The organism is Embleya sp. NBC_00896 (assembly GCF_045207785.1).
GTDB lineage: Bacteria > Actinomycetota > Actinomycetes > Streptomycetales > Streptomycetaceae > Embleya.
Genome location: NZ_CP108776.1, coordinates 5,331,732 through 5,356,568 on the forward strand (window position 1 = coordinate 5,331,732; position 24,837 = coordinate 5,356,568).

At 72.2% G+C, this 24,837-nt stretch carries 25 protein-coding genes and 1 riboswitch; of the genes, 16 read left to right on the forward strand and 9 right to left on the reverse strand.

The genetic code is table 11. The features are described 5' to 3' along the window. Positions 1-42: 42 nt before the first annotated feature. From OG928_RS24200 to OG928_RS24210, 3 genes are all read left to right on the forward strand, one after another. Entirely contained in the window at positions 43-456 is a 414-nt protein-coding gene (locus OG928_RS24200) for a hypothetical protein (RefSeq protein WP_406291162.1), read from the forward strand. A 110-nt stretch (positions 457-566) separates the two neighbouring features. Continuing rightward, entirely contained in the window at positions 567-1,649 is a 1,083-nt protein-coding gene (trpD, locus tag OG928_RS24205; protein ID WP_406287261.1) for an anthranilate phosphoribosyltransferase, read from the forward strand. Positions 1,650-1,858: 209 nt separating this feature from the next. Further along, positions 1,859-1,975, forward strand: a riboswitch (SAM riboswitch). A 236-nt stretch (positions 1,976-2,211) separates the two neighbouring features. Continuing rightward, on the forward strand, positions 2,212-3,612 hold the full coding sequence (locus OG928_RS24210; protein WP_406287263.1) for an aminotransferase class V-fold PLP-dependent enzyme: 1,401 nt from the start codon (positions 2,212-2,214) through the stop codon (positions 3,610-3,612). A gap of 20 nt (positions 3,613-3,632) precedes the next feature. On the opposite strand, the gene OG928_RS24215 is transcribed toward OG928_RS24210, so the two are convergent. The 3 genes from OG928_RS24215 to OG928_RS24225 all read right to left on the reverse strand — a co-directional run bounded on the left by OG928_RS24215 (position 3,633) and on the right by OG928_RS24225 (position 5,430). Beyond that, positions 3,633-3,911 carry an Lrp/AsnC ligand binding domain-containing protein gene (locus OG928_RS24215; protein WP_406287265.1) on the reverse strand — a complete coding sequence of 93 codons (279 nt, stop codon included), beginning with the start codon at positions 3,909-3,911 and terminating at the stop codon, positions 3,633-3,635. Next, positions 3,802-4,725, reverse strand: coding sequence for a rhomboid family intramembrane serine protease (locus tag OG928_RS24220; RefSeq protein ID WP_406287266.1), 924 nt, complete (start codon positions 4,723-4,725; stop codon positions 3,802-3,804). The genes OG928_RS24215 and OG928_RS24220 overlap by 110 nt, the downstream gene beginning before the upstream one ends. A gap of 72 nt (positions 4,726-4,797) precedes the next feature. Beyond that, a complete protein-coding gene (locus tag OG928_RS24225; RefSeq protein WP_406287268.1) occupies positions 4,798-5,430 on the reverse strand; it encodes an exonuclease domain-containing protein in 633 nt (210 codons plus the stop codon). Positions 5,431-5,677: 247 nt separating this feature from the next. Between OG928_RS24225 and OG928_RS24230 the strand changes: the two genes are divergently transcribed. The 5 genes from OG928_RS24230 (at position 5,678) to OG928_RS24250 (ending at position 10,826) form a co-directional block, all read left to right on the forward strand. Then, positions 5,678-5,914 (forward strand): hypothetical protein, encoded by a 237-nt coding sequence (locus tag OG928_RS24230; RefSeq protein ID WP_406287270.1) that lies wholly within the window; start codon positions 5,678-5,680, stop codon positions 5,912-5,914. 392 nt (positions 5,915-6,306) lie between these two features. Further along, positions 6,307-7,695, forward strand: coding sequence for an NYN domain-containing protein (locus OG928_RS24235; protein ID WP_406291164.1), 1,389 nt, complete (start codon positions 6,307-6,309; stop codon positions 7,693-7,695). Between the two features lie 66 nt (positions 7,696-7,761). Continuing rightward, positions 7,762-8,085: a hypothetical protein gene (locus OG928_RS24240; RefSeq protein ID WP_406287272.1), complete on the forward strand. Its 324-nt coding sequence runs from the start codon at positions 7,762-7,764 to the stop codon at positions 8,083-8,085. A gap of 67 nt (positions 8,086-8,152) precedes the next feature. After that, complete coding sequence (locus tag OG928_RS24245) at positions 8,153-9,541, forward strand: hypothetical protein (protein WP_406287275.1); 1,389 nt, start codon at positions 8,153-8,155, stop codon at positions 9,539-9,541. 16 nt (positions 9,542-9,557) lie between these two features. Beyond that, positions 9,558-10,826 carry a M48 family metallopeptidase gene (locus tag OG928_RS24250; protein ID WP_406287277.1) on the forward strand — a complete coding sequence of 423 codons (1,269 nt, stop codon included), beginning with the start codon at positions 9,558-9,560 and terminating at the stop codon, positions 10,824-10,826. Between the two features lie 31 nt (positions 10,827-10,857). Here OG928_RS24250 and OG928_RS24255 read toward each other — a convergent pair whose 3' ends face one another. Then, positions 10,858-12,153: a glycosyltransferase 87 family protein gene (locus OG928_RS24255; protein WP_406287279.1), complete on the reverse strand. Its 1,296-nt coding sequence runs from the start codon at positions 12,151-12,153 to the stop codon at positions 10,858-10,860. Between the two features lie 50 nt (positions 12,154-12,203). Here OG928_RS24255 and OG928_RS24260 point away from each other — a divergent pair, with 50 nt between their 5' ends. After that, positions 12,204-13,445: a glycosyltransferase family 4 protein gene (locus OG928_RS24260; protein WP_406287281.1), complete on the forward strand. Its 1,242-nt coding sequence runs from the start codon at positions 12,204-12,206 to the stop codon at positions 13,443-13,445. Positions 13,446-13,539: 94 nt separating this feature from the next. On the opposite strand, the gene OG928_RS24265 is transcribed toward OG928_RS24260, so the two are convergent. Beyond that, positions 13,540-15,345: an AMP-dependent synthetase/ligase gene (locus OG928_RS24265; RefSeq protein WP_406287283.1), complete on the reverse strand. Its 1,806-nt coding sequence runs from the start codon at positions 15,343-15,345 to the stop codon at positions 13,540-13,542. A 322-nt stretch (positions 15,346-15,667) separates the two neighbouring features. Between OG928_RS24265 and OG928_RS24270 the strand changes: the two genes are divergently transcribed. From OG928_RS24270 to OG928_RS24280, 3 genes are all read left to right on the forward strand, one after another. Next, positions 15,668-16,435 (forward strand): metallophosphoesterase, encoded by a 768-nt coding sequence (locus OG928_RS24270; RefSeq protein ID WP_406287285.1) that lies wholly within the window; start codon positions 15,668-15,670, stop codon positions 16,433-16,435. A 117-nt stretch (positions 16,436-16,552) separates the two neighbouring features. After that, positions 16,553-16,987, forward strand: coding sequence for an SRPBCC family protein (locus OG928_RS24275; RefSeq protein WP_406287287.1), 435 nt, complete (start codon positions 16,553-16,555; stop codon positions 16,985-16,987). A 7-nt stretch (positions 16,988-16,994) separates the two neighbouring features. Continuing rightward, positions 16,995-18,179, forward strand: a complete 1,185-nt coding sequence (locus OG928_RS24280) for an ArsA family ATPase (protein WP_406287289.1) — start codon at positions 16,995-16,997, stop codon at positions 18,177-18,179. 70 nt (positions 18,180-18,249) lie between these two features. Here OG928_RS24280 and OG928_RS24285 read toward each other — a convergent pair whose 3' ends face one another. After that, complete coding sequence (locus OG928_RS24285) at positions 18,250-18,444, reverse strand: DUF397 domain-containing protein (RefSeq protein ID WP_406287291.1); 195 nt, start codon at positions 18,442-18,444, stop codon at positions 18,250-18,252. After that, the gene (locus OG928_RS24290) at positions 18,441-18,983 is read right to left on the reverse strand and encodes a DUF5753 domain-containing protein (protein WP_406287293.1); all 543 of its coding nucleotides are present in this window, start codon (positions 18,981-18,983) and stop codon (positions 18,441-18,443) included. Before OG928_RS24290 ends, OG928_RS24285 begins: the two co-directional genes overlap by 4 nt. Before the next feature lie 115 nt (positions 18,984-19,098). On the opposite strand from OG928_RS24290, the gene OG928_RS24295 reads away from it, so the two are divergent. The 4 genes from OG928_RS24295 to OG928_RS24310 all read left to right on the forward strand — a co-directional run bounded on the left by OG928_RS24295 (position 19,099) and on the right by OG928_RS24310 (position 22,117). After that, positions 19,099-19,293, forward strand: coding sequence for a hypothetical protein (locus OG928_RS24295; protein WP_406287295.1), 195 nt, complete (start codon positions 19,099-19,101; stop codon positions 19,291-19,293). Positions 19,294-19,471: 178 nt separating this feature from the next. After that, positions 19,472-20,050, forward strand: coding sequence for a DUF5304 family protein (locus OG928_RS24300; RefSeq protein WP_406287297.1), 579 nt, complete (start codon positions 19,472-19,474; stop codon positions 20,048-20,050). Between the two features lie 132 nt (positions 20,051-20,182). Continuing rightward, on the forward strand, positions 20,183-21,121 hold the full coding sequence (locus OG928_RS24305; protein ID WP_406287299.1) for an ROK family glucokinase: 939 nt from the start codon (positions 20,183-20,185) through the stop codon (positions 21,119-21,121). 345 nt (positions 21,122-21,466) lie between these two features. Continuing rightward, the gene (locus tag OG928_RS24310; RefSeq protein ID WP_406287301.1) at positions 21,467-22,117 is read left to right on the forward strand and encodes an endonuclease/exonuclease/phosphatase family protein; all 651 of its coding nucleotides are present in this window, start codon (positions 21,467-21,469) and stop codon (positions 22,115-22,117) included. A 7-nt stretch (positions 22,118-22,124) separates the two neighbouring features. On the opposite strand, the gene OG928_RS24315 is transcribed toward OG928_RS24310, so the two are convergent. Together OG928_RS24315 and OG928_RS24320 are read right to left on the reverse strand one after the other, a co-directional pair. After that, positions 22,125-23,912: a protein kinase domain-containing protein gene (locus OG928_RS24315; RefSeq protein WP_406287304.1), complete on the reverse strand. Its 1,788-nt coding sequence runs from the start codon at positions 23,910-23,912 to the stop codon at positions 22,125-22,127. 84 nt (positions 23,913-23,996) lie between these two features. Further along, positions 23,997-24,830, reverse strand: a complete 834-nt coding sequence (locus OG928_RS24320; RefSeq protein WP_406287305.1) for a hypothetical protein — start codon at positions 24,828-24,830, stop codon at positions 23,997-23,999. Positions 24,831-24,837 lie beyond the last annotated feature (7 nt).

Sequence of the window (24,837 nt, forward strand, 5' to 3'; positions counted from 1 at the left end):
GGATTCGAGTGTTGTCCCGTACCTAGACACAGGCAGGTGGACATGACGCGCGGCGAGACCATGACCGTCCTCGTGTACAGCGACGACCGCAACACCCGACGGAAAGTCACCCTCGCGCTCGGGCGCAGGCCCGCCGTCGACGTGCCGTTCGTCGAGTACCTGGAGTGCGCCACCGAGCCCGCGGTGATCGAGGCGATGGACAAGGGCGGCATCGACCTGGTGATCCTGGACGGGGAGACCGCTCCCGCCGGCGGCATGGGGGTGTGCCGTCAGCTCAAGGACGAGATCTACCACTGCCCGCCCGTGCTGACCCTGGTCGGCCGCCCGCAGGACGCGTGGCTGGCGACGTGGTGTCGCGCGGACGCGGTGGTCGCGCACCCGCTCGACCCGCGCACGCTCGCGGACGCGGCGGCGGGCCTGATGCGCGACCGAATCGCGGGGCGTCAGCCGGCCTAGGAGGCGCTGGGGCGGCGGGGCTGTCCACGGGTCGGGATAAGGCACCGGTGAGGCGAGGTGTGGTCGGTACGCTGTCGCGGACTTATCCGATGACACAGCGGGAGCGGACCATGGGTGCCTCGATCTCGGCCGACAAGAGCGGTGGCAACCCGGCGGACCGTTCCTGGCGGGACATCCTCGCGACGCTCATGCGTGGCGACGACCTGCCCGCCGACGCGACCGCGTGGGCGATGGACCACATCATGACCGGCGAGGCCACGCCGGTGCAGGTCGCCGGCTTCGTGGTCGCGCTGCGGGCCAAGGGCGAGACCGTGGACGAGGTCTCGGGCCTGGTGCAGGCGATGTACGCCCACGCGTCGACCATCGAGGTCCCCGGTCGCACGGTCGACATCGTCGGCACCGGCGGCGACCTCGCGCGGACCGTGAACATCTCGACGATGTCCGCGATCGTGGTCGCGGGCACCGGCGAGACGGTGGTCAAGCACGGCAACCGCGCGGCGTCCTCGTCGAGCGGGGCCGCCGACGTGCTCGAAGCGCTCGGCGTGGTGCTGGATCTGACGCCGGAACAGGTGGCCCGGACGGCGGCCGAGGCGGGCATCACGCTGTGCTTCGCGCAGCGCTTCCACCCGGCGCTTCGGCACGCGGCGCAGGCGCGGCGCGAGCTGGGGGTGCCGACCACGTTCAACTTCCTGGGCCCGCTCACCAACCCGGCGCGGGTGCGGTTCCACGCGATCGGGGTCGCGGACCTGCGGATGGCGCCGATCGTGGCCGGTGTGCTGGCCGATCGGGGCGCCACCGCACTGGTGTTCCGCGGCGACGACGGGCTGGACGAGCTGACCGTCACGACCACGTCGCAGGTGTGGATCGTGCGGGACGGCGACGTGCGCGAGGACCGGGTGGACCCGCGCGACCTGGGGATCGCGCTCAACGGGATCGAGACGCTGCGGGGCGGTGACGCGGCGTTCAACGCGGAGGTCGCGCGCAAGCTGCTCGCGGGCGCGCAAGGGCCGGTGCGGGACGCGGTGTTGTTGAACTCGGCCGCGGCGCTGGCCGCGCTCGGCACCGGGGAGGGGTCGCTGACCCAGCAACTGGCGACCGGGATCGAGCGGGCCGCCGAGGCGATCGACTCGGGCGCGGCGCACGCGGCGCTCGAGCGCTGGGTGGAGACGACGCGGGGGTTCGCGCGCGGGTAGGGCGCGCATCGCGGTGCCGTCCCCGATCGCCGGACGGGCTCGACGTGGCCCGCTCCCGGTTGCCCTCGAACGCCGGGCGGGCCGGGGGGAGTCGGGCGGGCTCGGGAGGGTCCGTTCGGCGATCGCGGGTGAGGTGCCGGGTGTCCAGTATGTGGAACCGATGGGTTCGTCGTTGCGCAAAGCGATCCCTCTGGTAATAATTCTGCGCAGGTCACGAGTGACAGTGGAAAGCCCCGGCTTGCTGTCCGGCAACCCTCGCTCCGCGGTGGGGTGCCCCGGGTGATGACACGGTCAGGCGTCGCAAGGCGCCCTGGCAAGCGCGGACCCCTCGTATGACGGCAGGCATCGCTCGATGCGACCCGGGGTCCTGTACCTGGGGAGCATGTGATGGCGTGAAATCTCTTTCTCGAAACGGGCAATTCGCCCATTCCGTACGCGCTGAATAGTCGCGCGTCGCTTTTCCGAGACCACATTTCACAGCGGATCGCCAGCCCTCCACTCATGTCGATGTATCGACATCGAGAGGGGCGTCGGTGGTTCGAGCCTGCCGAGGAGTTTCGCCATGACCGTCAGCACCGCTTCCGCCTCCGCCGCCTCCCCCCTCGACTGTGACGTCGCGATCGCCGCGCCGCTGCCCGTGGTCGGCCGGGACGTGCTCGTTCCGCTGGTGACCGGCGGCGAGGTCGAGTACGCCGCGCTCGACTACGGGGCGAGCGCGCCGTGTCTACAGCGGGTGTGGGACGACGTGTCCGCCTACCTGCCCTACTACGGCAGCGTGCACCGCGGCGCCGGTTACCTCTCGCAGCTGTCCACCGACCTGTACGAGCAGAGCCGCGCCACCGTCGCGGAGTTCCTCGGGCTGCGGGCGGACGACACGCTCCTGTTCACCCGCGGCACCACCGACTCGCTCAACCTGCTCGCCTCCGTACTGCCGCGCGGCACCCGGGTGTTCGTCTTCGCGACCGAGCACCACGCGGCGCTGCTGCCGTGGCGCCGGCACGCCGGGGTGACCCAGCTGGCCGCGCCGTCCTCGCCGGAGCAGGCGATCGCGACGCTCGAGGCGGCGCTGGCCGGGTCCGGCGACGGGCCGCGCCTGGTGTGCGTGACCGGCGCGTCGAACGTGACCGGCGAGATCTTCCCGGTCGCCGAGCTGGCCGAGGTCGCGCACCGGCACGGCGCGCGGATCGTGCTCGACGCCGCGCAGCTCGCGCCGCACCACCCGGTGTCGGTCGAGGACCTGGACGTCGACTGGATCGCACTGTCGGCGCACAAGCTGTACGCGCCGTTCGGATCGGGCGTGCTCGCGGGGCGGGCCGACTGGCTCGACGCCGCGGAGCCGTACCTCGCGGGCGGCGGCGCGAGCAAGGCCGTGACGCTGGACCACGTCGAGTGGAACCGCGGCGCCGCGCGGCACGAGGCGGGTTCGCCGAACGTGATCGGGGCCTACGCGCTCGCGTCGGCCTGTCGGGCGATCACCGAGGCCGGGCCGAACGCGCTGGTCGCGCGCGAGGAGGCGCTGCTGGCGCGACTGCGCGCCCGGCTCGCGGAGATCCCCGAGGTGCGGACGCTGGAGCTGTTCGGTCCGGAGTCGGCGCGCGTGGGCGTGCTGTCGTTCGTGGTCGAGGGGTGGAACAGCTCGCGGTTCGCCGCGGTGTTGTCGGCCGAATACGGAATCGGCGTGCGGGACGGGCTGTTCTGCGCGCACCCGCTGGTGCGGCACCTGCTCGGCGGACGGGCCGACCAGCCGACCGAGTGTGGGTCCCCGGACGCGCCCGAGGGTGAGCAGAACCTCAACGCGATCCGGGTCAGCTTCGGTCTGGGCACGCCCGTCGAGCACCTCGACCGGTTCGCCGCCGCCGTCCGCGAACTCGTGCGGCGGGGTGCGCGCTGGAGCTACACGGTCGACGGCGGTCGCTGCGTCCCGGACTCGGACCCCCGCGGTCCCCGCGGGCTGCCGGCCTGAGCGGCGGCCGCCCGGGAGACCTACTCCAGGCCGATGGCGAAGGCCGCTTCGAGGTCGTGGTGGGAATAGGTACGGAAGGCGATGTGGGTCGTGGTGGCCTCCACACCCGGGACCTTGTTGAGGCGACCGGGGATGACCTCGGCCAGGTCGTCGTGGGCGCGGACGCGCACCATGGCGATCAGGTCGAACTCACCGGTCACCGAGTAGACCTCGCTCACGCCCTCGATCGCGGCGATCGCCTCCGCGATCTCCGGGGTCTGGTCCACGCGCGTCTTGACCTGCACGATCGCGGTGATCACGGGGCAGTCCTCCGGCTCTCGACGACAAGGTGCCCGAGCTTAGTCGCCACGGGGCCGCCGGGCGGTGCCGGTAGCGCAACCACGCGTATCCGAAGCCGACCGCGAAGCCGACCAGATGTGCCGCGTACGCGTACACGGCGTCCCCCTCGACGCCGATGCCCCGCAGATAGAGCCCCTGCACGCCGAAGTAGCAGCCCAGGACGACCCACGCCGGGAAGCGCAGCGGGACGAAGAACAGCGCCGGCACCAGGCTCGTGACCCGGGCCCTGGGGAACAGCCACAGGTACGCGCCGAGCACGCCCGCGATCGCGCCGGACGCGCCGACCAGCGGCTGTACCGAGTCCGGCGCCGTCGCGGCGTAGCCGTAGGTCGCGACGCACCCGGTCAGCAGGTAGAAGAAGGTGAATCGGATCCGGCCCATCCGGTTCTCCACGTGCGCGCCGAACACGTACAGGAAGAGCAGGTTGCCGAACAGGTGCAGCCAACCGCCGTGCACGAACAGCGCGAACAGGGCCGACCGGACCGGGATCTTCGCGCCCGGGTCGGTGGGGGCGCAGACGACCGGTCCGCGGTCGGTGCCCACGACCCGGGACGGGTGGCCGAGCGGCCGGTTCGTCAGCAACTCTGCGGGGATCGCGCCGTGCAGACGGAAGTAGCGCGCCTCGGCGCACACCTGCTGCTCGAACGTGGCCGCGCGAGGGCCGAAGCCGGACACCGGGCCGAGCAGGAAGACCACGACGTTGATCGCGATCAGCGCGTAGGTGACCACCGGCGCTCGCGGCGTCGGGGGCCGATCGCGGACCGGAATCGCCATGCCCCGATCGTCACCCGGGGTCGGGATCGGGGCAGGGACAGTGGGCGAATGGGCGACCGACACGCCCGGGCGTCACCCGTTCGGCACGGTTTGCGGCGCCCGAGGCCGGCCGAGTGCCAGCAGATCGGACAGCTCGTGCCGGCCGCTCTCGTGCATCCGCCCGATGAACGCGCGCAGCACGTGCGCGGTGGCCCGGGCGTCGGCGAGGGCCCGGTGGGTCGGATCGGCGGGGGCCTCGAAGAACCGCGCGAGCGTGCCCAGGCGCATGTTCGGCACCGTGCCCGGCGGCAGCAGCGCGCGGGCGAGCGCGAGCGTGTCCACGACCGGGAACTCCGGCCAGGGCCGATCGCACGCGGTACTGGCGGTACGCAGGAAGCCCACGTCGAAGGGGGCGTTGTGGGCGACCAGGATGGCGCCCTCGGCGAAACGCGTGAATGCCGGCAGCACGAGCCGCAGCGGCGGCGCGTCGGCCACCAGGTCGTCGGATATCCCGGTCAGGTCGGTGATGAACTCCGGGATCGGGACGCCGGGGGAGACGAGCGTCGCGAACTCGCCCAGTCGGTCGGGGCCGCGCAGGCGCACCGCGGCGATCTCGGTGATCCGCGCCTCCTGCGGATCCAGGCCGGTCGTCTCCAGGTCGACGACCGTGAACACCTGCCGCTCGACCTCGTCGCGGGCCGCTCGGGACCCGGCCGTGGTTCGCAACTCGTGGCCCGGAACGATACTGTCCGGCGGGCGGGGACGCCGCGGCGAGTCGGCCGCCGGCAAGCCCTGACCCGCCGAACCTCGTGACCGGCAATCCCGGTGCGCGGTGCTGCTCATGTACCGGACGGTACGTTTCCGGCCTGACACGGCCGCGCCCAGGTACCTCTCGCAGCCCGGCATCATGGGTGTACGCGGACAACTCGCGATCCGGAAAAGGTTCGCAGCCAAGAACAGGAAGGGAACACGCATGTCGATCCAGGCCCCCACCGAGGACACCCGGTGGCGCTGCTCGCTGTGCGGCAACCTGACCCGTTTCGACGTCACGCGGACCACGAGGGCCGTCGAGTTCACCCACCTCGACCTCGCCGGCGCGGCGCGGGTCGAGGAGCGCGAGATCCTCTCCGACGAGATCGAGTCGGTGCGCTGCCGCTGGTGCAACGCGACCGACTCCGTCGAGCTGGTGGCGCGCCCCGACGCGAGCTGATCCCGCCGACACCGGTCGGCGGGACCGAACGGCGACAATGGGACTGTGCATCGTTTCGGCATCGGGGCGGCCCGGCGAGGCCGTCCTCGCCCCGGAACGCGCCATGATCAGGGCGTCGGCGTTCCGGAAACGGTGACGCGGGGAGGGGCCTCAAGGGAACGGGAAGGACCGGAGGAGCAGTGAGCGGACCGGATACCCGCGCGGACGAGGTCACGCCTGCGCACGCCGCCGACGCCGCCGAGGCGGTGCCGGCCGCCGAGCCCGACCTCGACGCGCAGTCCCGGACCGCTGCGCAGGCCGACGGCGAGCCGACCGAGGCCGACGTCGACCGTGTGGAGCCCGTGCCCGCCGAACCGGCGACGGCCGCCGAGCCCGAGGAACCCGCCCCGCTCGTGGCGCCCGCCGAGCGGGTGGAGTGCGCCGAGCCGGCCGGACCCGCCGAGCAGCCCGAGGCCGCGGAGGCCGCCGAGCCCGAGGCGCTCTCCGGGCCGTTGCCCGAGGCCGTCCGGATGCGGGTGATCTCCGTGGCCGCCGACGCGCTCGGCACGATGACCGCCGACGAGGTTCCCGGCCCGCTGCGCCGCTTCGCCCGCTTCACCCACCAGCGCCGCGCCAAGTACGCCGCGACGCCGCTGGCCGCCGCGCTGGAGAACGACCCGGTCTTCCGGCAGCGCATAGCGGAGCGCTTCCGCAAGGGCCTGCCCGAGATCTCCGAGGCGCTGGAAGCCGGCAAGGTGCCCGCCGCGGCCGACCCGCTCGACGTCGCCACCGCCGCGTACCTGCTCCGCCCCCGCGGCTGGGTCCGGCTGATCGAGACCGCCGGCGACGCCGCCAAGGAGGCCGCCGCCGACCGTGCGGAGGCCGAGGCCGCAGAGGCGATGTCCCGCCTGGAACACGAGGTCGGCGTGCTGCGCGCGGCCTCCAAGACCGAGCACGAACGGCTGCGCGCGGAGTTGGAGACGGCCCGCAAGGAGGCCGACCACCTGCGCCGCCAGGTGCGCGGCCTACAGGGCAGCGCCAAGCACGAGGAGAAGGAGGCCCGCCGGGCCCGCTCCGAGCTCGACGCCGTCCGGGTCGAGGCCCAGGCCGCCGTAGCCGCCGCCGAGAAGGAGGCGCGCCGGTTGCGCGGCCGGGTGTCCGAGGTGGAATCGGCCCTGGAGGCGAGCCGCCGGGCGGCCCGCGAGGGGCGCAGCATGGAGGACACCCGGGTGCGGCTGCTCCTGGACACCGTCCTGGAGGCGGCCCAGGGTCTGCGTCGCGAGCTCGCGCTGCCGCCGGTGGGAATCAGGCCGGCCGACACCGTGGACGCCGTCGTCCCGGGCGCGTCCGGGATAAAGGACATCGCGCAGCGCGCGCTCGAAGGCGACGACCCGGCACTGCTCGACCAATTGCTGGCGCTGCCGCAGGCGCACCTGGTGATCGACGGCTACAACGTGACCAAGACCGGCTATCCGACGCTCGCGCTGAACAAGCAGCGCGACCGGCTGATCGGCGGGCTGACCGGGCTCGCCGCGCAGACCGGGTGCGAGGTGACGTGCGTGTTCGACGGCGCGCAACTGGACGCCCCGGTGCTGCTGGCCCCCGCGCGCGGGGTGCGGGTGATGTTCAGCAAGCCGGGGGAGACCGCCGACGAGCTGATCCGCCGGCTGGTGCGCGCGGAGCCGCCGGGCCGCCCGGTGGTGGTGGTCTCCACCGACCGCGAGGTCGCCGACGGCATCCGCAAGGCGGGCGCGCGCCCGGTGCCCTCCACGATGCTGCTGCGCAGGCTCACCCGCAGCTGACCGCACCGCGTGTCGGTGCCGCTCCCTACCGTTGACGGGGAAAGTCGACGAAAGGGGAGGAGCCACATGCGCATCGCCTGTCGTACGCACCGCGGCCGAGGGCGCGCCGGCGCCGGCTGCGCCATTCCGGCCTCGATCGGGCCGGCCCTGATCAGCGCTCGATCCATCGATTCCGACATACCGTCCGAATTATCCTATTCGGCGGAAAATGGCGAGCACGGCGACTTCGCCGAATACCCCGAGCGCCCCGAGTACACGGAACTCGACGAGGAGACGCTGACCGCGCTGCGCCTGTTCGCGGCCGAGGAAATGCTCGCGGCGGTCGGTACGTATATGCGCGAAAGCGGCGAAATCGTGAGCGTTCGGCGACCGGCGGACCGCGACAGGTGACCCTTTTCGGCGTGATTGATGGACTACGCCCGGCCGGACCCGGCCCGCCCACGTTACGATCGACCACGTGGATGACCCCAGTCGGGCCGCGCGCCGGATCCGCAGCCTGCTGCCCGTCCTGGTCGTGCTGTGCGCGCTCGCACAGCTCGGGGCCGTCCTCGGGGTCACCGGGTTCGTCGTCGACGCCACGTCCTCGACGTCGCAACGCGCGCACGACAGGGTGTTCGGCTCGCCCGGACAACCCTCCACCAACGCCGACGAACAACACGCCAACGCTCGCCGGATAGCGATCGCCGCGCTGCTGGAGCGACGCTCCGCCGCGTTCCTGTCCCGCGACCGTGAGGCGTTCGCGGCCACGCTCGACCCGCAGGACGCCGCGTTCCGGCAGACCCAGGTCGGCGTGTTCGACAACATCGCCGAGGTGCCGTTCGCCGGGTGGGAGTACGAGATCGTCACACCCGGCGCGTTCGAGCTGTCGGCCGCCCGCGCGAGCGCCCTGGCCGCGCCGACCTTCACCGCGCAGGTCGACCTCCTGTACCGGATCACCGGACACGACGTCACACCCGTGCGCGTGCCGCAATACCTGACCTTCGTGCTGCGCTCGGGCGAGTGGTTCCTGGCGGCCGACACCGACGGCGCCGCGGCCGGCATGCGCACCCCCACCCAGCTGTGGGACCTGGGCCCGGTCACGGTCGTCCAGGGCACGCACAGCACGGTCCTGGGCATCGGTACGCGCGCCGTGCTGCGCCGGTTCGCCCAGGACGCCGACCGGGCCGCGCCCGCCGTCAGTGGGGTCTGGGGCCAGTCGTGGCCCGGGCGCACCGTCGTCGTGGTGCCCGCGACGCAGGCCCAGATGGCCCGCCTGCTCGGCGCCGAACCGAGCAAGTACGCCCGGATCGCCGCCGTCACCACCGGCGAGCGCGGCGCCTCCGCGTCCGCCGCCCCGGCCGACCGGGTCATCGTCAACCCCGACGCCTTCCGCGAGCTCGGCGACCTGGAGCGCCGGGTGGTGATGGTGCACGAGATCACCCACGTCGCGAGCCGCTCGTTCACCCGCTCGTGGACCCCGACCTGGCTGTCCGAGGGCTTCGCGGACTACATCGGCTACCTCGACTCGGCCCAGACCATGCGCACGGCCGCCCCGGAGCTGCGCCGCGACGTCAAGGCGGGCAAGGTCCCGGCACGGCTGCCCACCGACGCGAGCTTCGAGACCACGCAGGAAGAACTGCCCCAGGCGTACGAGATGGGCTGGCTGGCGTGCAAACTGATCGCGGAACGGTGGGGCCGGGACAAGCTGGTCGAGCTGTACCGCGCGCTCGGCGCCGAACCGCCGCCGGGTGTCGGTGCGCCCGACCCGCCCTCGGCGCTCGCGTCGGCGATGGTGTCCGTCCTGGCCACCAACCCGGACGCCTTCACCAAGACGTGGATCGACTACCTGCGGACGCAGGCCGAATGACGGGGGCGCGGCGGGCATGTCGGTCCAGAGGCTGTTGCTGATCTGCCTGATCTGCACGGGCGTGGCCCTGCTGGTGGCGATCGCGGTCACCACACCGTGGCGGCCGCTGCCCGAACCGCCCGGGGGATTCGGACATCCCGACGCGGCCCGCGACTTCACCGCGGCCGAGATCGCCCGCGGGCGCGCCCTCGCGCGGGCCGCGCGCCCGCCCGCCTACCTCTCGATGGCGCTGTCGCTCGTGGTGGCCCTGGTCCTGGGCCTGACCCCCGCCGGCGCCTGGATCGTGCAGACCGTCGCGCGACCGCTCGGCGGCGGATGGGTGTGGAGGATCCTGCTCGGCGGGCTCGCCCTCGCGCTGGTGGGCCGGCTCGTGACGCTGCCGTTCGCGGCCCGCCTGGAGGTGGTCCGGCGCCGGTACGGGCTGTCCGTGCAGACCTGGGCGGGCTGGTGGGTGGACGTGGCCAAGAGCTTCGCGATGTCCACCGGTCTGCTGCTGGTGGTCGTGCTCGCGCTGTACGCGCTGATCCGCGCGCTGCCCCGGGCCGGCTGGCTGCTCGCGGCCGGCGGCGGCGCGCTGCTGGTGGTGGCGATCTCGTTCCTGTACCCGCTGCTGGTCGAACCGGCGTTCAACAAGTTCGAGTCGATGCCCGACGGGCCGCTGCGCACGTCGCTCATCCAACTGGCCGAGCGGGACGGGGTGCCGGTGCGGGACGTCCTGGTCGCGGACGCCTCGCGGCGGACGACCGCGCTCAACGCGTACGTCTCCGGGTTCGGGTCGACCCGGCGGATCGTGGTCTACGACACCACCGTGCGGGACGCGGATCCGCGCGAGGTCGAGCTGATCGTCGCGCACGAGTTGGGCCACGCCAAGCGCAACGACGTCCTGCACGGCACGCTGATCGGCGCGGCGGCGCTCGCGGCCGGGGTGTGCGCGGTGGGCCTGCTGATGACGTGGCCGCCGCTGCTGCGCCGGGCCGGCGCGGACTCCGCGGGCGATCCGCGCTCGCTCGCCCTGCTGCTCGCGGTGGTCGCGGTGCTGGGCACGCTGTCGGGGCCCGGCCAGATGCTGATCAGCCGGCGCCTGGAGGCCCGTGCCGACGTGCACGCGCTCGACCTCACCCGCGACCCGGACGCGTTCATCCGCATGCAGCACAGACTCGCGGTCGCGAACCGCTCCAACGTCACCCCGAATCCGGTCCTGCAAATCCTCTTCGGCTCACACCCGTCCGCCCCCGAGCGCATCGCACTGGCCCGCGACTGGGCCCGTCTGCACGTTGAGGGGTAGGTCGGGCCGGCCGGCGTGCCGCCCCGACTTCCTACACCGCCGTTTCGGCCGCCGGCCGCCGCGCCATGGCACCTGCCGCCACCTCGTCCGGCCCGTGCACCGGCACGACCGGCTCGCGACTCGCCCGCCACAGCCGTGTCGCCGACACCACCGCCGCCGTCACGAGCAGACCGTTGCGCACGCCCAGGGCGAGCACCGCGTGCGGGCGGCTGCCCAGCAGTTCGCCGAACCAGATCGGGAATTCGAGCAGCGTCGGCGGCAACGCGCACAGGATCAGCAGCGCCACCGGCCGCTGCGTTGTGTCCCGCTGCAGCAGGCACACCGCCGCCAGACCGATCAGCCACACCAGGTACTGCGGACTGATCACCCGGCTCGTCACCACGAAGATCAGCACCGCGCACAACGCCGCGTCGCACGCCGTCGTGCCGGTGAACCGACGGGCCGTCAGCCGCCACAGCACCAGCCACCCCAAGCCCAGGGCGCTCGCGAGCAGGCTCAGTCGGCCGACCGCGAGGATGTACGGCCCGTGGAACTCCAGCGAGCCGTAGCTCTCCTGGATCCGGCCGCTCCAACCGCACCAGGACGCGACGTGGAACGGCACCGCGAGCACCGACTCGACCTCGATGCCGCGTTCGCACTGGAACCCCAGGAACGCGAACGCGCCGGGCAGCAGCGCGGCGAAGCCGAGCACGACGGCCGCGCCGCCGATCAGCACCCACGCGTACACCCGCCCCGTCCGGGCCCACCCGCGCACGCCGACGAAGATCAACACGGGCCACACCTTGACCGCCGCCGCGATGCCCGCGAGCACGCCCGCGGCCCGGTCCCGGTCGGTGCGCCGACCGCCCATCAGCACCAGCGCGGCCACCGTCGGCGCGGTCGCCGCGAGGTCGTAGCGAGCAAGCACTATCGGCCCGAGCAACGGCACCGCCACCACCCACAGGTACGCGCCGTACGGCGACGCGCCGCGCCGCCACGCGCGCACCAGCAGGGTGAGCACGACCGCGTCGGCGGCGACCATCAGCACGTACACGGAGGTCGCGTAGTCGAACGGCAGCAGCCCCGGCAGCAATATCACCCCCGCGGCCCCCGGCGGGTACTGCCAGCGCACGTCGTCGACCGGGAACGTCCCCGAGCGCAGCACGTGGAACCACTCGCGGTAGATGGCCTCCGCGTCGCCGACCACGAACGGCCATGGGTTGGGCAGCACGTCCAGCACCGTCAGCAGCAGGAGCAACCGCGTCGCCGTCCAGACGAGGGCGACGGTCCACAACGCGTTCCATGGGGTGCCGAGCGGTCCGCGGGGATGGAACGGCCGAGAGCTCACCGACGGATCGTACAGAGCGCCGGCCTCGTGGTCTGGGATCCTCGATCGTGATGAAGACCTTGATCGTCACCAACGACTTCCCGCCGCGTCCCGGCGGCATCCAGTCCTTCGTGCACTCCATGGCCCTGCGCCTGCTGGCGGACGGCGTCGTCGTCTACACGTCGTCGTGGAAGGACCGGGCCGAGATGGCCGCGTTCGACGCGGCCCAGCCCTTCCCGGTCGTGCGCGACCGGACGCCGATGCTGGTGCCGACGCCCGGCGCGATCCGCAAGGCCTGCGCGATCGCGCGCGCGGAGGGCTGCGACACGGCCTGGTTCGGCGCGGCGGCGCCGCTGGGGCTGATGGCCCCCCGCCTGAGCGCGGTGGGCGTCGAGCGGCTCGTCGCCACGACCCACGGGCACGAGGCGGGGTGGGCCGTCCTGCCCGGCGCCCGGCAGCTGCTGCGGCGGATCGGCGAGGGCGTGGACACCGTCACCTACCTGGGCGAGTACACCCGGTCCAAGATCGCCCCGGCACTCACCCCCGCGGCGGCCGCCCGGATGGTCCAACTGCCGCCCGGCGTCGACGAGGACGTGTTCCGGCCGGGCGTCGGCGGGGCCGAGGTGCGGGCCCGGCACGGCCTGACGGACCGTCCGGTCGTGGTCTGCGTGTCGCGCCTGGTGCCGCGCAAGGGGCAGGACGTCCTGATCCACGCGCTGCCCGGGATCCGGCGCCGGGTCCCGGACGCGGCGCTGCTGATCGTCGGCGCCGGCCCGTACCGCGGCAGGCTGGAGGCCATGGTCGACGAGGTCGGGGTGCGCGACTCGGTGGTGTTCACCGGCGCGGTGCCGTGGGCGGAACTGCCCGCGCACCACGAGGCGGGCGACGTGTTCGCGATGCCCTGCCGCACCCGCCGCAAGGGCCTGGACGTCGAGGGCCTGGGCATCGTCTACCTGGAGGCGTCCGCGGTGGGCCGGCCGGTGGTCGCCGGGGACTCGGGCGGCGCGCCGGACGCGGTCCTGGAGGGCGAGACGGGTTACGTCGTGAACGGCCGCTCGCCCGTCGCCGTCGCCGAACGCGTCGCGGAGCTGCTCGCCGACCCGGAAAAGGCGGCCCGGATGGGCGCGGCGGGTCGGCGCTGGGTCGAGAAGGAGTGGCGCTGGGACCTGCTGTCGGGCCGGCTCAAGGGCCTCCTGGACCCCGATGCGGGCCTCGGCATGGACCTCGGCACGGACCTCGGTTCCGACCTCGGTTCCGACCTCGGTACGGACCGCGATGCGGACCTCCGTGAGGACCCCGACGCGCGGCAATGACCCGCGCATGACCTGCGGCGAACGACCGCGGCGTCGTGGGCCCGAGGCACAGTGCCGGGCCCACGACGCCGAGGCCGTCGCGAAGGTGGGGTGCTCAGCCCTCGTAGATCCTCTCGATGTCCTGCTCGAAGTCCTTGAGCACGAGGTTGCGCTTGAGCTTGAGGGACGGCGTCACGTGGCCGCTCTCCTCGGTGAAGTTGATCTTCAGGATGCGGAACTTGCGGACGCCCTCGGCGCGCGAGACGGCCTTGTTGCCCTCGTCGATCGCGTCCTGGACGGCGGCGAGCAGGTCCGGGTCGTCGGCGAGGTCGGCGACCGTCGCCTCGGCGGACTTGCCGTTCTGTTCCTTCCAGGTCGGGAAGGTCTCCGGGTCGATGGTGATCAGCGCGGCCACGAACGGGCGGCGGTCGCCGACGACCATGCACTCGCTGATCAGCGGGTGGGCCCGGATGCGGTCCTCGATCACGGCCGGCGCGATGTTCTTGCCGCCCGCGGTGACCAGGATCTCCTTCTTGCGGCCGGTGACCGTCAGGAAGCCCTCGTCGTCCAGGACGCCGATGTCGCCGGTGTGGAACCAGCCGTCCTCGAACGCGTCGGCGGTGGCCGCCTCGTTCTTCCAGTAGCCGGTGAACACGTTCGGGCCCTTGGCCAGGATCTCGCCGTCCTCGGCGATCCGCACGGCCGAACCCGGTACCGGCCGACCGACCGTGCCGATCCGGATCCCGTCCGCCGGGTTGACCGTGTGCGCGGCCGTGGTCTCGGTCAGGCCGTAGCCCTCCAGCACGGTGAAGCCGATGCCGCGGAAGAAGTGTCCGAGCCGGGTGCCCAGCGGCGCGCCGCCGGAGATCGCGTGCGTGGCCTGGCCGCCGAGCGCCGCGCGCAGCTTGCCGTAGACGAGCCTGTCGAACACCTTGTGCTTGAGCTTGAGGCCCAGGCTGATGCTCGCGCCGTCCATGCCCTCGCTGTACTTGATGGCCGTGTCCGCGGCCATGTCGAAGATCCTGCCCTTGCCGTCGGCCTGCGCCTTGGCCGAGGCCGAGTTGTAGACCTTCTCGAACACGCGCGGCACCGCGAGCACGAACGTCGGCTTGAACGACGCGAGTTCGGTGGTGAGCTGCTTGACGTCCGGACAGTGCGCCACGCGCACCCGCGCCATGACGCAGCCGATCTCCAGGATCCGGCCGAGCACGTGCGCGAGCGGCAGGAACAGCAGACAGCTCGACTTCTCCGGGACGAACAGCTTGTTCAGGAGTGCGACCACGTTGGCCAGCTCCGCCTGGAAGTTGCCGTGCGTGAGGATGCAGCCCTTGGGCCGTCCGGTGGTGCCCGACGTGTAGATGATGGTCGCGATCGAGTCGGCCCGCAGGGTCGCGCTGCGCTCCTCGACCACGGCGTCGCTCACGTCGCGCCCGCCGGCGGTCAGCGCGGCCACGGCGGCCTCGCCCTCGCCCTCGTCGATCCGCCATACGTGCTTGAGCTCGGGCAGCCGCTCTCGCGCCCGCTCGACCGCGCTCTCGTGCGCCGCGTTCTCCACGATCACCGCGCGCGCGCCCGAGTCGGACAGGATCCACTCGATCTGCTCGGCCGAGGACGTCTCGTACACGGGGACCGAGATCGCGCCCGCGCACCAGATCGCGAAGTCGAACAGGGTCCACTCGTACCGGGTACGGGACATCAGCCCGACCCGGTCGCCGGGCTCGATGCCCGCCGCGATCAGACCCTTGGCGGCCTCGTACACCTCCGCCAGGAACCCGGTGGACGTCACGTCGGTCCAGCGTCCGCCCACCTTGCGGGCGAGCGCGGCGACGTGAGGTGCCTCCGCGGCGTTGCGCTTGATGAGGTCGGTCAGGTTTCCCTCGGGGGGAACCTCGGCCAGGGCCGGGACGCTGCACTCGCGCACTGATGCTCCTCGTTGCGGTCTCGGCGCCGGTCTCCGACGCTGCCGTTTGCCGTTTGTCTGTCTTGCCGATTCTTTGACGGGGGCAGACGTTACTGGCAAGTAGGTCTGTGGGACAGGGGTCGCGAGGATCCTGTGCCCCGTCTCACGCTACGGACAAGCCCACGGCCGGATCGACTCGGACCCCGTCCGGACACCGATGGTCCATCCGTCCCGGTTCGGCCGCGCATGTCGAGAGTATCGATTCACCACGTGAGCGTGTGTGACGGAGACAACCCCCTTCGGGCGTCGGTTTCGGTTCCGGGCCGTCAGTAAAGTGACAGGCATGCGGGTCCACGTGGTGAGCGATGTCCACGGCGCTGCCGAGGCACTCGCCCGCGCCGGCGAGGGCGCCGACGCGCTGGTGTGCCTGGGCGACCTCGTGCTCTTCCTCGACTACCACGACCTCGACCGCGGCATCTTCACCGACCTGTTCGGCATCGACAACACCCGCAAGCTGCTCGCGCTGCGCAACGCCCGGCGGTTCACCGAGGCCCGGGTGTTCTCCGGCTCGCTGTGGGCGGGCGTGCCCGGCGGCGCCCGCGCGGCGATCGAGGACGCGGTGCGCCGGCAGTACGCCGCACTGTTCGCGGCCTTCCCGACGCCGACCTACGTGACCTACGGCAACGTCGACGTGCCCGACCTGTGGCCCGACTACGCGCGCGAGGGCGTGACCGTGCTGGACGGGCAGGTCGTCGAGATCGGCGGCCGTACCTTCGGCTTCGTCGGCGGCGGCCTGCGCACCCCGATGCACACGCCGTACGAGATCTCCGACGAGGACTACGCCGCCAAGGTCGCCGCGGTCGGCAAGGTCGACGTGCTGTGCTGCCACATCCCGCCGGCCGTCCCCGACCTGACCTACGACGTGGTCGCGCGCCGCTTCGAGCGCGGCAGCGAGGCGGTGCTGACGGCGATCCACGAGACCCGGCCCGATCTCGTGCTGTTCGGCCACGTGCATCAACCGCTGCGCGCGCGGATGCGGATCGGGCGTACCGAATGCGTCAACGTGGGGCATTTCCAGGCCACCGGAAAACCGTACGTCCTCACCTGGTGAGCCGGTGCCGCGTACGCGCAGTTCGGGCACGGTAGCCTTCGGTCGGATCGGTTGTACTCAAACATCCTGCGATGTTTGTTCATGACGGCTAAGCGACCTTCCGGAGGACTCCTCACGATGGCTGAACGGACCAGCTCGACCATCACGATCGACGCCACACCGGCCGAGGTCATGGCCGTCATCGCGGGGTTCGAGGGCTATCCCGAGTGGACCGGCGAGGTCAAGGAGACCGAGGTCCTCGAGATCGACGAAGAGCTCGGGCGCGCGGTGCGTGTGCGGTTCAAGCTCGACGCGGGTGTGATCAGCGACGAGCACGTGCTCGGCTACACGTGGGACGGCGACCGCGAGGTGCGGTGGACCCTCGTCACGAGCCAGATGCTCAAGGCGCTCGACGGGCGCTACGCGCTGAGCCCGATCCCGGGCGGCACGGACGTCACGTACGAACTGACCGTCGACGTCAAGATCCCGATGTTGGGGATGCTCAAGCGCAAGGCGGAGAAGGTCATCATCGATCGCGCCCTGACCGGGCTCAAGAAGCGCGTCGAGAGCTGAACCGGCGGTGACGCGGGTCCTGTTGGTCACGGGCCTCCCTGGCGCCGGACGGACCACCGTGGCGACGGCGACGGCGGTGGCCGCCGCGCGGGCCGGGCGGCGCACCCTGCTGCTGGCCGCCGACGGCACGCGCGACGTGGACACCGTGCTCGATGTGCCGGTGACCCCCGAGCCGGTCGAGGCGCTGCCGAAGCTGGCCGTGCAGCGGGTCGCGGCGCGGGCCGAGTTCGAGCGCGAGTTCCTGTTGGTCCAGAGCCAGTTGGGCGCGGCGCTCGCGGTGGTCGGGGTGGATCCGCTGGATCCCGAGGAGATCACCGTGCTGCCGGGGGCCGGCGACGTGCTGGCCCTGCGGGTGCTGGCGCGGGCGGTCGCCGCGCAGGCGTACGACCTGATCGTGGTCGACCTGCCGGCCGCCGGGCGTGCGGTGCCGATGCTGGCGTTGCCCGAGAACCTGATGCGCTACCTGGATCGGCTGCTGCCGGTCGAGCGGCAGGCGGCGCGGGCGCTGCGGCCGATCCTGGCCGCGGTCGCCGGGGTGCCGATGCCCGAGGACTGGGTGTACGACACGGCCCGGCGGGTGAACATCGAGCTGGAAGCGCTGCGGGCGCTGGTGGACGCGCCCACGACCACGGTGCGGCTGGTGGTGCGGCCCGGGACGGTCGCGCTCGCGGGGGCCCGACGGGCGGCCTCGGCGCTCGCGCTGTACGGCCACCGGATCGAGGACGTGATCGTCAACGGGATCGGCGCGGCCGACTCGCCGGATCCCGTGGTGCGGGCGCGCGCGGAGGTCGCGCGCGAGACCGTGGACGCGTTGTGCGCGCTGTTCCCGCGCTCGCCGCTGGCGCAGATCCCCACGCTCGCCGCCGAGCCGTTGGGCGCGGCGGAACTGGCGGATGTCGCGGGCCACTTCGGGCCGGTCGGCTTGGGCGGTACCACCGGCGACGAGCACGGGATCGAACGGGACGGCGAACGGCTGATCCTGCTGCTCCCGCTGCCGGGCACCGACCGCGACGACTTGGACCTGCTCCGCCGCGGCGACGAACTGGTCGTGACGGTGGGCCCGAACCGGCGGCTGCTCCGGCTTCCGTCGGCGCTGCGGCGCTGCGTGATCGAGGGCGCGGGGCTGCGGGACGGGATGCTGCGGGTGCGATTCGTGCCGGATCCGGCGGTGTGGATGCGCACGTCGCGGTAGCGGCGGCGAACCGACAACGGCCCGGATGCTCTGAAGAGCCCTCCGGGCCGTTCTCGTGTGTCGTTCGAATTCAGCGGCTCTTGAGCGACCCGATCAGAGCCACCCACGAGGCGGGCTCGACGGTGAGGTGGCCGACGCCGAGGTCCTTGGAGTCACGGACGCCGATCGAATCCCTGAAGGCAGCGGTCTCAACACAGTTGCCGCCCTGATTCGTGCTGTAGGACGACGTGAACCAACGGGGGGAAGGGTGCTGTGCGCTCTTCACAAGCTCTCCATTACCGAGCGGATCAGACGTGCGGTCCCAGCAGGCGGCAGACCCTCCGCCCGTAGCGCATCGTATGGACGCTTCGCTGAAGCCACGCCCACAGCATCGGAGTAGACCATGCCTCCTCCGACCGGCTCGACGTAGACGCAATCGTCGCCTTCGTCGAACGTCGGCAAAGTCATCGGGCCGTCGAGCATGGCATGCAATCCTCGACTGAATGGGGCCAGTTGAACGGTCAGGTTCGGAAGTTCCACCGTCTTGAGGATGTATTCGAGCTGCTCACGCATCACCGCCGGATCATCGGGATGCCGGCGCAAGGCGGCTTCATCCATCACGAAGCACGCTTCCGGTGGATTTCCCCGGGTGAGTACATGCTGTCGATCGATTCGCGCCTCGACAACGTTCGATTTCTCGACCCAGGTAGGTGTGGATCCATGCCGCCATTGGCGGCTCCGACTCCCGACGCGTCGCCATCCCGTACCCCTTCGCGGTCTGCTTTGGCGAACTCTCGCCAAGCGATCGCATCTCTCGTTCGTCACCGTTCGCGGGGTGAAATGTGTCCGATTGTTGTCGACTGATCACCCATAGCCAACGGTAGCCCGGAAGGAGTTTGATGGGGAGTGGATTCGCCAATTCATCCCTTGGGAGTGATCGATGGGAATTCTGCAAGGCGAGAGCGGGATGACTATTTCCGTTTATCGGATCAAAGCCAATGGCGAACGCGAAGTGCTCAAGCCGCCGCACCACTACGAGGTCCACGCGGATGACCCGCGACCTGCCTATCCCGCCAATGACCCGCCGTGCGAGTGCGATCGCTGCGAGGCCGTACGGATCTCGAAGCCGATGTGAACTCGTGATCCCTCTGCCCTGCCCTGCCCTGCCCCGCCCTGCCCCGGGCCCCGGTCGGTGCCGTCGATCGGGTGCATGGGCCGGACTCGGTGCGGGATGCCGTTTCCGTGTCGGGTTCGGGCTGTTTGTGGGGCGTTCTGCTCGCGTTCGAGGGGGAGGACCGCGCACAATGCGTCGGATGGATCGAGACGAGCGGGACACGGGCAAGGGCAAGGGCGAGGCCGGCGCGGACGCGTGGGCGGATGTCACGGACGAGGTGCCGAAGGGTGCGGGGGCATCGGCGGGTGCTCCTGGTGCTCCTGGTGCTTCCGGCGCGGCAGGTGCCCCGGGTGCCCCGGGTACCCCGGGTACCCCGGGTACCCCGGGTGCTCCGGGTGCTCCGGGTGCTCCGGGGGATGCGGGAGGGTCGGAGGCCGAGGCCGCGGAGGACGACGGTGCCGAGCGGGTCGATCCCTGGGCGCGGCTCGGGGAGGAGGCTCGCAAGCTGGCCGAGTCGCTGACCGGGGCGGACGGCAGGGACGGCGAGCCGCCGGCGGCGCGGTTGGCCGAGGAAGCGCGCAAGTTCGCCGAGTCGCTGGTGGATCAGGCCGGCGCGGTGCGCGAACAGGTCGCGCGCAGGCATCCGGAGGTCGCCGCGCATCTCGCCGCCGCGGGGGCGGAGTTGGCCTCCGCGTATCGGGCCTTCGTGGGCGACCGGGAGCGCCGGTGGGCCGCGAAGCCGGCCGAGACCGAGCGGATTCGGCTCGACGACGAGTAGATCGTGGCGACGGCCGGGCCGCGTCCCGACGTGTCGTACCGGTGGCCGGCAGGCGTACGGGTGGGGGAAGGCCGGGTGTCGGACCAGTACGATCCGTTGCGGGGCAATGCACGCGAACGAGCTTGGGACGACATGGGACTCACGATCGGTGTCGATATCGGTGGCACCAAAATCCTCGCGGGCGTGGTCGACGCCGACGGGGTGATCCTCGATCGGCTCAAGGTCGCAACCCCCAAGGACGCCGATGCGACCGCGCGGGTCATCGCCGAGGCGGTTGCCACGCTGCGGCGCAACCATGTCGTGGAGGCGGTCGGGCTGGGCGCCGCCGGGTTCATCGGGGCGGACCGGTCGACCGTGCTGTTCTCGGCGAACGTGGGCGCGTGGGTCGGCGAGCCGTTGCGGGACCGGATGGAGGGCCTGATCGGCCTCCCGGTCGTGGTCGAGAACGACGCCAACGCCGCGGCCTGGGCCGAGGTCCGGTTCGGTGCCGCCGCAGGGCAGACCAATGTGATGTGCGTGACCGTGGGCACGGGTATCGGTGGAGCGATCGTGTTCGGCGGGGAGCTGTACCGGGGCGGCGGCGGGATCGCGGGCGAACCGGGGCACATGCGGGTCGTCCCGGACGGCATCGCGTGTCCGTGCGGCAACTACGGCTGCTGGGAGCAGTACGCGAGCGGCAGCGCGCTCACGCGCTTCGCGCGGGACCGGGCGGCGGGGTTGCCGGAGGCGGCGGAGAAGCTGCTCGCGCTCGGCGACGGTACGCCCGCGGGTATCCAGGGGCCGCACGTGACGCAGGCGGCGCTGTTGGGCGATCCCGTGTCGGTGGCGGCGTTTCGGGAGGTCGGGGCGTGGCTCGGGCAGGGGCTCGCCGATTTGTCGGCCGTGCTTGATCCGGCGGCGTTCGTCATCGGTGGCGGGGTCTCGGATGCGGGGGACCTGTTGCTCGTTCCCGCGTTGGAGACCTACCGCAGTGTGCTGCGGCGGGGGCATCGGCCCGGGGCGGAGGTCTTCGTGGCGACGTTGGGTAGTGCGGCGGGGTTGGTCGGCGCGGCGGACCTCGCGCGGCGGTAGTCGTTGGGCGGGTGGTGGCCTCACGCGCCGGCTGGGCTTGGTTGCCCTCAAGCGCCGGGCGGGCTGGTGGCCTCAAACGCCGGCCGGGCTTGGTTGTCCTCAAGCGCCGGACGGGCTGATGGGTGCCGAGTGGGCAGCGTAGGTCGGGGCTGAAAAGCTTGTCCTCAAACGCCGGACGGGCTGGATGAGTTCGGCTTCGGGCTTCGGGCGGGTGGTGGGAGGCTTTGTCCTCAAACGCCGGACGGGCTGGATGGGTTCGTCTTCGGGCTTCGGACGTCCTCAAGCGCCGGACGGGCTGGATGGGTTGTTTGCGAGGGGGCTTTGGTGGCGGTTGGTGTGCGGGTCATGTCGTACAACGTTCGGGCGTTGCGGGATGATCGGGAAGCCCTCGTTCGGATCGTTCGGCACTGTGCGCCCGATGTGTTGTGTGTGCAGGAGGCGCCGCGGTTTCTGCGGTGGCGGTTCGCGGTGGCTCGGTTCGCGCGGGAGTGCGGGCTGGTCGTGATCACCGGGGGCGGGACCGCCTCGGGGCCGCTGTTGCTCGGTGGGTTGCGGGTGACGGTGCGTCGGGCGGCCGATGCGCGAGGGATGGCCGCGGCCGTCGTGGACGTCGGCGGGGCCGAATTCGCGGTGGCGAGCACGCACTTGGGCCTGAATGCCGCCGAGCGCCGCGGGCAGGCCGATCTCGTACTGCGCCGGTTGAACGCGCTCGGCGCCGAACACCGGGTCCTGGCCGGGGACTTCAACGAGTCGGCCGGCCGCCCGGCGTGGGATCGACTCGCCGACGAGTTCCAGGACGGGTACGCGACCGCGCCGTGGGGCGAGGAGTACACGGCGCCGCGCCGCGACCCCGGCCGACGGCTCGACGGCGTGTTCGCGTCCGCGGGCATAGAGGTGCTCTCGTGCGGCGTCCCCGACGACGTCACGGACGCCGACTACACGGCCGCGTCCGACCACCGCCCGGTCCTCGCGACCCTTCGGGTGCCCACCGCTTGACGGTGCGTCAGGGCTGGAAACTGGCCTTGAAGTCGGCCAGCAACTGTTGGGTCGCCGGGTCGTTCCAGACCGCCTCGGGCACATCCATGTACAGCGCGTAGCCCCGGTTCTTGTCGGTGGCGAAGCCGAGGTTGAACACGTGCCGCTTGACGCTGGTGCCGTAGGTGAACTGCCAGGCCGCCGCGTCGTAGTTGCGGTACTCGGCCTTCTCGATGCTCACGCGCGCGTAGTTCGGGAAGGCGCCCCGGGCGTGGGGCTCCTGGTTCTTCCAGTCCTCGACCGGGTCGCCCTGTGCCGAGTCGCCCGTGTCCACGTTGAACTTGAGGGTCCGCTCCTCGTTCGTGAAGAACTCCTGCGTGCCCTCGGTCTTGGCCTTGGTCCACCCGGGCGGCAGACCGAGCCGGTATTTCGTCGTGCTACCGACGTACGGGGTCCACCCGGCCGGGAGCCCGGCGGCGTCGTTCGGCGGCGCGGACGTCTGCTGTGCGGGCGTGGTCTGCTCGGGCGTGCCGGCGGGTGTGGTCTGCGCGGGGGTGTTGCCCGCCGGGGGCTGCGGCAGTTCGCCGGCGACCCCGGAGCTCGTCTGCGAGGCCGAGGGGGTGTGCGGACTCGTCTGCGGGAGGGGGCCGCCGGAAGTGCCCGACGCACCCTTCGCCTTCTTGTCGTCGTCGTTGGGGACGACAAGGAACAGGATCAGGCCCACCACGACGCCGAACACCACCAGGGCCGCGATCGCGGCGGGCAGCGGCAGCCACGGGAAGGCCCGGCCCGGTCGGCGCTCTCTGGGCGGCTTGGGGGGCTTCGTGGGCGGGGCGACGAGGGGGGACACGGTCTCCACATCGCCCCCCTCGCCCCGGGGTATCTCGTCCGAGTCCGGTTCGGTGCGCCGCGGCTCCGGCGCGGATGCGGAGCCGGCCGCCGACGGTGCGGGCAGCGTCGGCAGCACCCGCGTCCGCGCGTTCTCGGCCTGGATCTCGCGCAGCGCGCCGCGCAGCATCGACTCGGCCTCGGCCGCGTCCGGCCGCGCGGCCGGCTCACGGTCGAGCAGCGCGCGCAGGACCGGATCGAGCGGGCCCGCGTGCTTGGCCGGCGCCGGATCCTCGCTCACGATCGCGGTCAGCGTCGCGAGCGGCGTCGAGCGCTCGAACGGGGAATTGCCCTCGACCGCCGCGTACAGCGTCGCGCCCAGCGACCACAGGTCGGACGCCGCCGTCGGATCCAGGCCGCGGGCCCGCTCCGGCGGGATGTACGCCGGCGCGCCCAGCACGACGCCCGACTGGGTGACCGACGAGTCGCCCTCGACGATCGCGATGCCGAAGTCGCTGAGCACCGCCCGGCCGTCCGGGGTGATCAGCACGTTGCCGGGCTTGACGTCCCGGTGCAGGATGCCCGCCGCGTGCGCGGTCCGCAGCGCGTCGACCATCGCGATGCCGATCTCGGCGACCCGGTCGGCGGGTATCGGTCCGTTCTCGCGGATCAGCTCCGCGAGCGAGCGCGAGGGGACCAACTCCATGACGATCCACGGCCGATCGTCCTCTTCGACCACGTCGTAGACGCGCACCACCGAGGGATGACTGAGCCGCGCGGCGGCCCGTGCCTCGCGCGCCGCGCGCTCGCGCAACCTGGCCCGATCGGCCTCGTCGGCGCCCGGTTGCGGCAACATCTCCTTGACCGCGACCTCGCGACCCAGGACCTCGTCCCGAGCTCGCCAGACCGCACCCATGCCCCCGCGCCCGAGTTGCTCCGCGAGCAGGTAGCGCCCGCCGATCAGGCGTCCCTCGTTATCCGCGTCCACGCAAGGAAGGTACCCGGCCGGAGACCCCCAATGCGGGGTGACATCCCATCAGAACCGGTCACGATCATGCCAAGTGACGTCGGGTCAGACCACGGCACCGTCGTCGGGGTCGTCATCGTCCCGATCTCGACGCATCCGTGCCACCAACGCGACGAATCCACCGGTGAACGCGGTGAACGCGGCGAAGGAGGTCCACGGCCCGACCGGGCGGCCGATCAGCACCGACACCAGCAGGTACAGCGGGCCGCCGATCAGCGCGATCCACGCGATCTTGGTGGCCGCGTCGGTCTTGGGCAGCGGGGGCGGCGGAGGCGGCACGAAATGCGCCTCCGGGTCCTCGTCCAGCTCGTTGATGGCCGGCGGCCCCGGCGGCGCGAGCGAGTAGTCGCGCGGCCCGGCGGCCGCGGGCAGCCCGACCTTGAACGACCCGTCGGTGGGCGGGTCGCCGCCCGGGCGGTCACCGCCCAGGTCCTCGGCGACCGGCCAGCGCGGGACCGGATCGGTCACCTCGTTGTCGAAGGACGCGACGATCTGCGCCCACACCTCGTCGTCACCCGGCCGCTCGGCGGGCGCGGCCGGGTCGGCGGGCTCGGCCCGTTCCGCCGGTTCGGTCCGGGACGACTCGACCTGCGGGATGTCGGCGGGTCCGGCCGCGGCCTCCTTGCCCCGCGCCCGGGGCGAGGACGGCTCGGTCAACGAGCGCAGGATCGCCCGGGCCCGCGCCGTCGCCGTCGCGTCCACCCACAGGCGCTCGATCTCCTCGGGTTCCTCGTCCGGATCCCGAGGCTCGAGCGTCGAGACGTAGGCCGCGACCCCCGCCTCGCGCAGGGCGTCCAGCATCACGTCGGCCGCCTCGGGGTCGAGGTCGGTCAACGGCTTGAAGGACTCCGCGTCGAGTCCGTTGCCACGTCCGCGCACCGTTCGT